This window comes from Paenibacillus thiaminolyticus, from assembly GCF_003591545.1.
GTDB lineage: Bacteria > Bacillota > Bacilli > Paenibacillales > Paenibacillaceae > Paenibacillus_B > Paenibacillus_B thiaminolyticus_A.
Genome location: NZ_QYZD01000049.1, coordinates 19,419 through 30,239 on the forward strand (window position 1 = coordinate 19,419; position 10,821 = coordinate 30,239).

Annotated in this window: 11 protein-coding genes and 1 riboswitch; of the genes, 9 read left to right on the top strand and 2 right to left on the bottom strand. The window is 56.0% G+C overall.

The window, feature by feature from the left end; all coding sequences use genetic code 11:
* Positions 1-97: 97 nt before the first annotated feature.
* The gene (locus DQX05_RS27875; RefSeq protein WP_119796539.1) at positions 98-1,972 is read right to left on the bottom strand and encodes an FAD-dependent oxidoreductase; all 1,875 of its coding nucleotides are present in this window, start codon (positions 1,970-1,972) and stop codon (positions 98-100) included.
* Positions 1,973-2,152: 180 nt separating this feature from the next.
* The gene (locus DQX05_RS27880; protein ID WP_119796540.1) at positions 2,153-2,647 is read right to left on the bottom strand and encodes an FMN-binding protein; all 495 of its coding nucleotides are present in this window, start codon (positions 2,645-2,647) and stop codon (positions 2,153-2,155) included.
* 155 nt (positions 2,648-2,802) lie between these two features.
* Between DQX05_RS27880 and DQX05_RS30410 the strand changes: the two genes are divergently transcribed.
* The 9 genes from DQX05_RS30410 to DQX05_RS27910 all read left to right on the top strand — a co-directional run bounded on the left by DQX05_RS30410 (position 2,803) and on the right by DQX05_RS27910 (position 10,484).
* On the top strand, positions 2,803-3,147 hold the full coding sequence (locus tag DQX05_RS30410; RefSeq protein ID WP_147385241.1) for a hypothetical protein: 345 nt from the start codon (positions 2,803-2,805) through the stop codon (positions 3,145-3,147).
* 26 nt (positions 3,148-3,173) lie between these two features.
* Entirely contained in the window at positions 3,174-3,311 is a 138-nt protein-coding gene (locus DQX05_RS31210; protein WP_182914939.1) for a hypothetical protein, read from the top strand.
* A gap of 355 nt (positions 3,312-3,666) precedes the next feature.
* A complete protein-coding gene (locus DQX05_RS27885; protein ID WP_119796541.1) occupies positions 3,667-4,392 on the top strand; it encodes a queuosine precursor transporter in 726 nt (241 codons plus the stop codon).
* 550 nt (positions 4,393-4,942) lie between these two features.
* Positions 4,943-5,128 (top strand): hypothetical protein, encoded by a 186-nt coding sequence (locus tag DQX05_RS30415; RefSeq protein WP_147385242.1) that lies wholly within the window; start codon positions 4,943-4,945, stop codon positions 5,126-5,128.
* Entirely contained in the window at positions 5,107-5,355 is a 249-nt protein-coding gene (locus tag DQX05_RS30420; RefSeq protein WP_147385243.1) for a hypothetical protein, read from the top strand. Before DQX05_RS30415 ends, DQX05_RS30420 begins: the two co-directional genes overlap by 22 nt.
* 18 nt (positions 5,356-5,373) lie before the next feature.
* Positions 5,374-5,486, top strand: a riboswitch (TPP riboswitch).
* A gap of 341 nt (positions 5,487-5,827) precedes the next feature.
* Positions 5,828-6,859: an ABC transporter substrate-binding protein gene (locus DQX05_RS27895; protein WP_119796546.1), complete on the top strand. Its 1,032-nt coding sequence runs from the start codon at positions 5,828-5,830 to the stop codon at positions 6,857-6,859.
* Positions 6,860-7,074: 215 nt separating this feature from the next.
* On the top strand, positions 7,075-7,839 hold the full coding sequence (locus tag DQX05_RS27900; protein ID WP_119796543.1) for an ABC transporter permease: 765 nt from the start codon (positions 7,075-7,077) through the stop codon (positions 7,837-7,839).
* A gap of 14 nt (positions 7,840-7,853) precedes the next feature.
* Positions 7,854-8,714, top strand: a complete 861-nt coding sequence (locus tag DQX05_RS27905) for an ABC transporter ATP-binding protein (RefSeq protein ID WP_119796547.1) — start codon at positions 7,854-7,856, stop codon at positions 8,712-8,714.
* A gap of 237 nt (positions 8,715-8,951) precedes the next feature.
* Positions 8,952-10,484, top strand: coding sequence for an MDR family MFS transporter (locus DQX05_RS27910; protein ID WP_119796544.1), 1,533 nt, complete (start codon positions 8,952-8,954; stop codon positions 10,482-10,484).
* The last annotated feature ends 337 nt before the right edge of the window (positions 10,485-10,821 follow it).

Genomic DNA, 10,821 nt, shown 5'->3' on the forward strand with positions numbered 1-10,821 from the left:
GAACCCCCCGCTTCCCTGTAGAAATAAGCAAAGTAATGTGACACAGGGACACATTACTTTGCCGTTGTCAATGAATGTTATATCGCCTGGGTCCCGATTAATCGGTATACAGGTACCAGCGGCGCACGATCGGAATCTTCTTCCAGATTCGCTTCAGGCGAGGGTACAGGTAGTAATCCAAGCCGAAGGTGCTGCCGGAACCGCCAATCAGTGCGATGCCGCCGAAGAAGTACCAGAACATCTCGTAAGGAGCCATGCCGGACGTGTAGATCATGACGCCCATCGCGCATGTTGCGATCGCGGAGATCGCCGTGAACAAGCCCAGAATCAGCATAATGCCGAAGATAACCTCAGCCGCTACCATGCAGCCCTGGAAAAGATAAGCCATCGTCGTGTAGCCGCCGTCACTCGTATAGAACATCAGATCCATCGACCAATCGACGATGCTTTTGAGGAAATCCGGCACCGGAATGGCCTTGATAGCCGTACTTGCTCCCTCTACGGCCGATGCGGCCGTCTGGGCGTCTACGGTCGAATGGACCGCATCTACCGCTTCCGTAGCCGCCGTGACGCCATCCATTGCCTTCGGCGGAATCAAGAACATTTGGGAAGGATCCTTCAGCAGTTTCGCCGCCTTTTCCCAACCTTGCATTAACCACATGACACCGATATAGATACGAAGCGGCACGAGCCAGAAGTTCGGCGAACGCTTGGAGAAGTGGCCGCCAACGAAGCTTCTGCGGTTCTCGATATGGAAGACCTCGTGCATCAAATAAGTCCAAATCTTGTTAAAGCCGAGTACTTGCAGGAAGTACACGATATTGATCATATGTTTGAAGAACATGGCCAGGAAGCCGGAGAAATGGAACAGCTTCTTCGGCGTTCCGACGGCGGCAACCCCATAGCGTCCGCCAATGGAGACCATTGTGCCGTGGAAGGTAGGCTTATATGATTTTTGCGTGCCGCCCTTGATGTCGCATACGAGATTGTGGGCGATGAGGCCGGCGGAGTGCTCGGCGTTCTCGACCATTTGCGGCACTGGCCGCTCTTCGCCTTCCGGAATATAGAAGATGTTGTCGCCGACAACATACACATTGTCATAATCAACGGACTGCAGCTTGTCATTGGTCAAAATGCGCTTGCGGCCCTGCTGCTGCACGTCGAGATTGCCGACCAGATCGGATCCTTCGACCCCGGCCGTCCAGATGACCGTGCTCGATTTAATCTCGTTGTCCTCGCCAAGAATAACCGAGTTCGGGGTCACGCCGGAGATTTTCGTTCCGGTAATGATCTCGACCTTCATTTTGCGGAGATATTTATCCGCTTTGTCGATAAGATTCTGCGGCAGAATCGGCAAAATCTTCGGTGCCATATCGGCCACGACGAGACGAACTTCGGATTCATCGACATAGAATTCCTTGCACAGCTGCTCGCGGTATTCCGCCAGTTCCCCGATCATTTCCACGCCGGTGAAGCCGGCGCCGACGACGACGAAGGTCAGCATCTGCTTGCGCTTGTCCGGATCGCTCAATTTCGTAGCATCCATGAACATTTGGCGGATCTGCTGCTTCAGCTTCACCGCATCCTCGAACGACCACAGCGAGAAGGAATGCTCTTCTGCACCCGGAATGCCGAAGAATGACGGCTTACAACCGGTACCGATAACAAGATGGTCGTACTTATACGTGTCACGTTTTCCCTGAAGCTTGTTGCCCTTAAAATCAATGTTCGTGATTTCGTCGAGGACGATCTCCACCTTGAGGCCTGCGAAAATTTTCTTCAGGTCCATCTTGATGGCATCTTCGTCAACCCGTCCTGCAGCGACCTCGTGCAGCTCGGTCATCATCGTATGGAACGGCTTGCGGTCAATCAGCCTAATGCGGATATCCTCATCCTTCTTGAAGCGTTTGGCCAGCTTCTTCGCCGTCAGGACGCCGCCGTAGCCTGCGCCCAACACAACGATCTCTTTCATGCTTTCACCCCTGCGTAACGATGTAGTATGAATTGCGTTGGTTCAAAATTAAACCATATCATGAAGGGAGCCCCGACAGCAGGAGAGCAAGGGGGAAGGCCATCAAGCGTCATCTGTACCCGTAGGCCACCGTACTCTCTTACTGCGGAGCTCTATATTCAATCCTGAATCGAAGCCAGATTACTTAGCCGAAGCGAGAGCTTCCTCAGCCAGCTTCACGAAGCCGTTGACATGGATGGATACGCCGGCGACTGCATCCGTCGTGCCATCGTCTTTTACAGTGATGGCGGCAGGATCTTGCTTCGCAAGCAGCTCCTCTTCCATCTTCTTCGCTTGCTCGTTCCATTCCAGTTCGGAACCGGCTTTCTTCATGCCGTACTCTTCGCCCAGTTCTTTTTTCGTTTGGCCGCCTTCTTTGTTCACGGCGTCCCAGTTCACTTCTGCAATTTTACCGTCTTTAACAGTGATATCCAATGTATCTTTCCAACCGGATTTCTCATCGAAGTCACCAGCTTCGGCATGGTATGTGCCATCTTTAAATTGTCCTTGCTCCGGTGCCGGAGTTGTTGTCTCCGTCTCTGGCGCAGCCGAAGTGTCTTCTTTCTTATCTCCACAGGCTGCCAGCATACCTACGACCAATACAGCAGACAAGAGCAATGCAAGTTTCTTTTTCATAACCGGTCCCCACCTTTTCATTATTCAAAAATACTTTGTGAAAAATTTAACTAACAGTTTTACACCATGATTGTAACATCAAGACCAAATATTAGATGTGATATAAGTCACAGTCAACCCCGAAATTTAAAATTATTAAAAATGTGTTTTTTCTTATGTTTTTTTCTTATTGTTTCGAACTTTCTCCCATCTTATACAATCGGGAACGAAACCGCAATGCTTATTCGCTGCAGCTTATTACCATATATACACCATACACCATTTCCAGGCCGGGCAAACCACCGTTTGCAGAATTTGCGCGCTCGCCGATGCCGCAATCCTCCTCTCGAGGCTGCATCGCTTCGCTGCTGTGCGGCTTCATCATTTATTTGCACGAAATGCAGGAACCCTTTACAAAGGAAGGGACTTCTGTTCAGCCTCGTGCTGCTGGCGCTCATGATCCCGTCGCTGGTCGTGTTCCTTCCTATTTATGTGTAGATGAGCGGGTCGAATCTGATTAACACGATGTGGGCGTTAATGCTTCCTTTTGGGGCGGGCGCCGGTCGGCATTGCGATGCTGAAGGAGATGGAAGGCATCAGTGCGTGGAATGTGTTGGTGGCGGGCAATCTGATGCTGGTCGCTCCGGCGCTGCTGCTGTTCGTGCTGGCACAGCGGCATATTTAAGAAGGCTTTCGTGTACAGCACCAAATAAAGCTTCTTGTATGAATCAATCACGCATCAAGCAATCGTGCATCAATCAATGGTACATCAATCAGAAGCATCTCCCACCTCTTTAGGGGCAGGTGCTTCTTCTGCTTAGGCGGGAGCCTTGCCTGGATGGCCGGTGGCCGTTACGGCGGCCGCTCTCCGCCGAGCACTTCCCCCGTCCAGCGGGCCTGCCGGCCGACGAGAGAGGGAGGGACAGCAGTGAGTTTTGGGCATTGGCAATTGACCTGGTCTATGGTAAAGTATACCCCTGTGTGCCATCACACCGCGGTTCGCAACCATCCCGCGTAATCAAAACTAGGGGGAATAGCGAATGTTTAATTTTATATGGGGGATATTGTTTGTCCTTGCCAATTTCGGCTTTTTTCTGCTGTGCTACCGCTTGTTCGGCAAGAACGGCTTGTTCGCCTGGGTCGGCGTCATGACCATTGTCGCCAATATTCAGGTCGGCAAGACGATCGAGATGTTCGGCATCGTGATGACGCTGGGGAACGCGGCCAATGCCAGCCTCTTCATGACCTCGGATCTGCTGAACGAGAAATATGGACCGAAGGAAGCGCGCCGTGCGGTCTGGTTCGGATTTTTCATGCTCATCATGACGACGATTATTATGCAGATGGCCCTGGCCTTCATTCCTCAGGGAGATGAGGTTGCCCAGACGGCGCAGGCGTCGCTGGCGCATATTTTCGACTTGATGCCGCGGGTCGCCGCAGGAAGCCTGACGGCCTATCTCGTCAGTCAATTTCTCGATGTCAAGCTGTTCAGCATGCTGCGGGAACGGTATCCCAAGTCGGGCCAGCTATGGATTCGCAGTAACTGGAGCACAGGAATCAGCCAATTGGCCGACTCGCTCGTCTTCTGCACGATCGCGTTTGCTGGCTATTACGGATGGAGTGTATGGATTCAAATTTTGTTGACGACCTATGTCGTCAAACTGCTGCTGTCGGTAGCCTCAACGCCGTTTTTGTATTGGGCGAGAAGCTTCCGCGTCCCGGGAATGGAATCGTCCACTGGCGCGGAGCGCAGCATGGATAGATGATAGCTTGCAGGAGAGATACCCGCCTGGCTTCGCAGATAAGATGCGGAGGCGGGCGTTTTTTTCGTGAATGGAAAAGGACAGGCTGGCCGGCAACAAGCTGCTGTTTGGATGCTCTTCGTTGGGGGGCGCAGTCGTCGGACGTCAAAAGAGACATGATGGGGGTTGGGGGCGGAGTGGCATCTCCCGTCAAGACGGCTGGCGAGCATTTTTTGACAAATTGCGCCATGTTTCACATGGAACGTTTCTGTTGAGAGGGAGTAAGTTCATGATGGGCATCCGCTTCGGGGGGCGCATGAGTCTTTATATTGCTATTGCGCTAGGCAGTGCCTCGATGGCTACCGCGGTCTCGCGATTCCGCCTTGTTCGGGCTTACGGACGGAGGAAGCCGGCCAGCTAGCTGCGCATCCACGATATCAAACGGAGCGCCTTCACGTTGGAGAACGGCCAGCAGACCGTCAGAACTCCTTTAGGGCAGTCCGTCCCTGTTCGGTGCACCAAAAAGGGATCCCACCGTGTATTCACGGCTGGAACCCCTGGCTTCCTTTGATAATTGATTAACCGCTCAATACCAGTGTTCGTTCTGCAGCATCTGATCGTGCATCATGCCCCTGCGCATCATGCCTTGGCTGCGGACAGCTTCGCGATCCGCACCGTGGCAGTGTTGAACCATTTGCTCCAGCTGGGTACGGTCATGTCCGGGTGCATCTGCTTCATATGGGGGAGCATTTGGTCGTAGCCGCTGCCGTCGCTGCCGGAACCGGAAGCATATACCACAGTTCCGAAGAGGAGGGCGATCGCGGTGGCTCCAACCCATACAAGTCGTTTTTTGATAAAGACATCCCTCCCGGGGATATTGTAACCGAGCTGAAGGCGGCTCGCTATGTGCTCGTCACAGGGCCGGCATGGAACATGCGCTTCCGGTGCAACCTAACGTCTGGACAAGGGAGCGAAGCAGGTCTATAATTGAAACGGTAACTGACATACGCATACTAGGGGGGCTGGAATAAGGCCGGCTGAGATCGTATCCCGTGAAGATACTGACCCTTACACCTGATCTGGGTAATGCCAGCGTAGGAATGAGAATGGCGTCGCACCACGCCGAACGGTAGGTGTGTTCCTTTGGCGGTCGGTGATTCCGATGCACCGCATCCGTGTTCAAGACGCGGGTGTGCAAGCGGATTGCTCCTGCATGGAACGCGTCGTTCAGTTCGATCTGCCGCCAGCATGCGCATAGGTAATGGATAGCGTAAGCGCCCCGATGAGGGGCGCTTTTTTGTATCTGCGCAATGGCTTACGCGGCCGCTCATGAGGGGGGGCTTGGCAGGACGTGTTCTTGCCGGGTCAACTTATCCTCCGCCAGATAGGGAGCATGGCCATCTATACCGCCCGTCTGACGGGCGAATCGGAAAGGGGAAGAGGAAGAAGGATGAGAAGCATGCGTGCAGTAAAAAGAGGAGCGCTTGGACTTGCCTTGGCGCTCGTGTTCATGTTGACAGCCTGCGGGGGAGGAGGCACTGCCCCGACGCCGCAAGGAGACGGGGCGCAAGGCGCCGAAGCTGCGAAGGATCTGCGCGAGATTACGTTCGTACTGGATTGGACGCCGAACACGAACCATACCGGGGTGTATGTCGCCCAGCAAGAGGGGTACTTCGAAGCGGAAGGGCTAAAAGTGAACATTATCCAGCCCGGCACGGGCGGAGCCGATGCGATGATCGCGTCCGGCGCCGCGCAATTCGGGGTCAGCGTGCAAGAAAGCATTACGCTGGCGCGCACGCAGAATGTGCCGATTGTGTCTTTGGCGGCCATCATTCAACATAATACGTCCGGGTTCGCTGCCCCGAAGGACAAGCATATTACGTCGCCACAAGATTTCGAAGGCAAGACGTACGGGGCCTGGGGCTCGCCGGTGGAAGAAATGGTGCTGCGGACGCTCATGCAGCAGGAGGGCGCCGACTACGACAAGATCAAGAATATCAATATGGGCTCCGCCGACTTTTTTACAGCGGTCAAGAAAGATATTGATTTCGCCTGGATCTTCTACGGATGGACCGGCATTGAGGCAGAGCTGCGCAACGAGCCGATCGATATGATGTATGTCAATCAATATTCGGATGCGCTCGACTACTACACCCCGGTCATCGCTACAAGCGAGAAGCTGATCGAGTCCGAACCCGAGCTGGTTAAGGCGTTCATGCGTGCGGTCTCCCGGGGATATCAGTATGCGATCGACAATCCGGAGCAGGCGGCAGAGATCTTATTGAAGCAGGTGCCTGACCTGGACAAGGAACTGGTTATGGCCAGCCAGCGCTGGCTCAGCCCGAAATACCGGGACGATGCCCCGCGCTGGGGAGAGCAGAAGCGGGAAGTGTGGGAAAACTATACGAACTGGCTCCTGCAGAACAAGCTGATGGAGAAGCCAATCGATATCGACAAGGCGTTCACGAATGAGTTCCTGCCTGAATCCTAGGGCAGACGCTGCTCAGGGAAGGGGCGATGACGGCGGGCGGTGATGGCGTTAGCATAATGAGGGCGGATAAGCCGTGCAAGGGTTTCGCCTCTCCGGGACGAACGGTTCGAGCCGGGACTGGCATCAAGAGCGGGATTAGCATCGAGAGGAGGAATTGGCATGAGGGGGACGAACCGCATAGCTGAGGCAGGGATGCGCAGGAAGGTGGCGGCGGGATGAAAAGACGGCTTGCAGCAGCGGGACCGCCCGTGGCGGCCCTCCTGCTGTTCATCTTGGCGTGGCAGATTGGCGTCATGCTGTTCGATGTGGAGAAATGGATGCTTCCGAGCCCGCTTGATATTGCGCGGGAAGCGGCGGCCAACGGCAGCGGCATTCTGCTGCACGCGCTGGCTACCTTGAAGCTGATGCTGATCGGCTTCGGAACCGGAGCGGGGATCGGCCTGGCGCTCGCTTGCCTGCTCCATCCGCTTCCTTGGCTGAAGCGCGCGATCTATCCGCTCATTATATTGAGCCAGAACGTGCCGACGATTGCACTGCTGCCCTTGCTGATGCTGTGGTTCGGCTTCGGCCTGCTGCCGAAGGTAATCGTCATCGCGCTCGTCTGCTTCTTCCCGGTCTGCGTTGCCGCCTTGGACGGCTTGACCCAGACGGATCGGACGATGCTTCATTATTTGCGAATGACGGGGGCGACCCGGGGGCAGCTGTTCTGGAAGCTGGAGCTGCCGCATGCGCTACCCTCCGTCTTCTCGGGCTTGAAGATCGCCGCCACCTACAGCGTGATGGGAGCGGTGATCGCGGAATGGCTCGGAACGGATCGGGGCATCGGATATTATATGATGCTGCAAAAAGCGGCATACCGCGTCGACCGGATGTTCCTCGGCATCGTCGTCATCATTCTGCTGAGTCTGGCGATGTTCGGTGCGATTCGCCTGCTGGAGCGGATGGTCATCCGCTGGCGGCCTGAGGAGAATGAGAAATGAGGGAGGGAAGCGCTATGAAGGCAATCGCCAACTTGGCTGAACCGCTGGGAGGAGCTGCCGGGCTGGCTTCCGCGCCGCCGCCTGCTCTGGAGCTGGAGCAGGTGGACATGTCCTACCCGGGGACGAAGGGCCGCGGCGAAGGACGGCTGCAGGTGCTGGACCAAGTGTCGCTGCAGGTGAAGCAGGGCCAATTCGTCTCCATCATCGGCCCTTCCGGCTCCGGCAAGAGCACCTTGTTCCACTTGATCGGCGGACTGCTGCGACCGGATGGCGGCCATATCCGGATGAACGGGCAAGAGGTGGCGGGCCGGACGGGGTATGTCAGCTATATGCCTCAACAGCCGGCGCTCTTCCCATGGCGAACAGTGGAGCAGAACGTCATGCTGGCTCAGGAAATTGGCGGCCGTCCGAAGAAGGATGCCCGTGCGGAAGCGCGGCAGTGGCTGGCGAATATCGGCTTGTCCGGCTATGAGCGGGCGTATCCGCATGAGCTGTCCGGCGGCATGCAGCAGCGCGTCGCGTTCCTGCGCGCTCTGATGAGCCCGCATGAGCTGATGCTGCTCGACGAGCCGTTCAGCGCGCTCGACGCCTTAACCCGCAGCGAGATGCAGCGCTGGCTCATCGGCCTGTGGGAGCAGCACCGGCGCTCCGTGCTGTTCATTACGCACAGTATCGAAGAAGCGCTGCTGCTCTCCGATACGATCTATGTTTTCTCCAGCCGGCCCGCCCGCGTGCTGCGGGAGGTGGCTGTACCGTTCCCGCGTCCGCGGCGCGAGGCGCTGACGGGGGAGGAGTCCTTTCTCCGCTTGAAGCAGGAGCTTGCCGGGCTGCTCCAGGAGGCACAGCGGCAGGGGACAGGCGGACGGAACAAATAAGGGCAGGAGGGACGGCGAGAGCCGTCCCTTTTTGGCCTAAGCAGGGGAGATTGGACCCGGTTCTGCGGCGAGCGAAGTTCCATTTATTGTGGCAAATTCGGGCGAATAACTTTTACTGGTAAATGGAAAGTTGACGCTATATAATAAATTATCCCGGCTTCGGCAGCGAAGTGATTGCGGGTGAATCAGGACCGGCTTCCGAAGCCGGTCCGGTACATACAAGGAGGGAAATGAGATATGCTGGCTCAAAAGAGCAACTTGAGCTTGGTGGTGGCAGCACTCTTGCTCGGGATTCTGATGGCAGCGATGGACAATACGATCGTCGCGACAGCGATGCCGACAATCGTCGGCCAGTTGGGAGGCTTCGAGCTGTATGTCTGGGTCACCTCGGCGTATATGGTCGCGACTATGGCCGGCATGCCGATCTTCGGCAAGCTGTCCGATATGTACGGCCGCAAGCGGTTTTACATTTTCGGCCTGCTCGTCTTCCTGGCGGGCAGCATGCTGTGCGGGACGGCAGACAGCATCATGATGCTGGCGATCTACCGCGCCATCCAGGGAATTGGCGGCGGCGCCCTGATGCCTATCGCCTTTACGATTATTTATGATGTCTTTCCGTTAGAGCAGCGCGGCAAAATGACTGGCATGTTCGGAGCCGTGTTCGGCATTTCCAGTGTGGCGGGGCCGCTGCTCGGCGCTTATATTACCGAATATATCGGCTGGGAGTGGGTGTTCTACATCAACCTGCCTCTCGGCATTGTGTCTTTGTGGCTGATTGCCCAGTTCTATCAGGAGAGTGCGGCGAAGTCGAAGCAGCGCATCGACTGGGGCGGCGCGGTTACGTTGGTGGTCGCCGTCGTCAGTCTGATGTTCGCGCTGGAGTTGGGCGGCAAGGATGGATATGAATGGAACTCTTTATTCATCATCGGGTTATTTGCCTCCTTCGCCATCTTCCTGATCGCGTTCATTCTGTTCGAGCTGAATGCGAAGGAGCCGATTATCTCCTTCGCTCTCTTCCGGCGGCGGCTGTTCGCCTCCAGCCAAGGGGTCGCTTTCTTCTACGGCGTTACGTTCGTCATCGCGACGGTCTATATTCCGATGTTCGTGCAGGGCGTATACGGCGGGTCGGCCACGAATAGCGGTCTCGTGCTGACGCCGATGATGATCGGTTCCGTCGTGACGAGCTCAATCGGCGGAATTCTAGCTGCGAAGACGAGCTTCCGCAAGCTGATGATCGTCTCGGGCATTCTGTTCACGGCAGGCATCGTGTCGCTTAGCACGTTGTCTGCGGATACGCCGCGCGCATTGATCACCTTGTACATGGTGCTGACCGGACTCGGGGTCGGCTTCTCCTTCTCCTTGCTCGGCATGGCTTCCATGCACGGGATGAGCTATCATCAGCGCGGAACGGCGAACTCGACTTCGTCCTTCTGCCGTTCTCTCGGCATGACGATCGGGATTACGGTCTTCGGCTCGCTGCAGTCTTCCTTGTTCAGCGGGCGGCTGAAGGACATAATGCCGGGCGGAGCGATGCCGGCCGACATCAAGCCGGAGGAGCTGCTGCGCGGCGGAGGCAGCGCCAACCTGCCGCCGGAAATCAAGGAGAGCATGGCGGCGGCGTTGGCCGACTCCATCGGCGGCATCTTCACCTGGGCCTTGATTCCGGTCGGCCTGGCGCTCATCTGCATCGCCTTGATGGGCAAGGCGCGCATGATGGACGATGCCGCCGGCAAGGGCTCCGGCGCCAAATCGGAGGAAGCGGTATCCTGAACAGGACCGGTGCTTATCGCTGCAGCCATTGATCGCTGCGCTGCCTGAATGGGAGCGCAGCGTTTTTTAATATCGGGAGTGCCGGGTGAAGGTTGGCTAGTATCGCATACTGTCTTGCCTGTACGGCATGCTGCGTTGTCTGTATATTACTGTTTGTCTGTACGCCATGCTGCGTTGTTTGTATGTTACTGTTTGTCTGTACGCCATGCTGCGTTGTTTGTTAATTACTGTTTGTCTGTACGGCATGCTGCGTTGTCTGTATGTTACTGTTTGTCTGTACGGCATGCTGCGTTGTTTGTATATTACTGTTTGTCTGAACGACATGCTGCGTTGTTTG

Coding starts and splice junctions, on each gene's coding strand:
- DQX05_RS27875 (WP_119796539.1), bottom strand. CDS start 1,972: ATGAAAGAGATCGTTGTGTTGGGCGCAGGCTACGGCGGCGTCCTGACG.
- DQX05_RS27880 (WP_119796540.1), bottom strand. CDS start 2,647: ATGAAAAAGAAACTTGCATTGCTCTTGTCTGCTGTATTGGTCGTAGGT.
- DQX05_RS30410 (WP_147385241.1), top strand. CDS start 2,803: ATGTTTTTTTCTTATTGTTTCGAACTTTCTCCCATCTTATACAATCGG.
- DQX05_RS27885 (WP_119796541.1), top strand. CDS start 3,667: ATGTTTAATTTTATATGGGGGATATTGTTTGTCCTTGCCAATTTCGGC.
- DQX05_RS30420 (WP_147385243.1), top strand. CDS start 5,107: ATGGGGGAGCATTTGGTCGTAGCCGCTGCCGTCGCTGCCGGAACCGGA.
- DQX05_RS27895 (WP_119796546.1), top strand. CDS start 5,828: ATGCGTGCAGTAAAAAGAGGAGCGCTTGGACTTGCCTTGGCGCTCGTG.
- DQX05_RS27900 (WP_119796543.1), top strand. CDS start 7,075: ATGAAAAGACGGCTTGCAGCAGCGGGACCGCCCGTGGCGGCCCTCCTG.
- DQX05_RS27905 (WP_119796547.1), top strand. CDS start 7,854: ATGAAGGCAATCGCCAACTTGGCTGAACCGCTGGGAGGAGCTGCCGGG.
- DQX05_RS27910 (WP_119796544.1), top strand. CDS start 8,952: ATGCTGGCTCAAAAGAGCAACTTGAGCTTGGTGGTGGCAGCACTCTTG.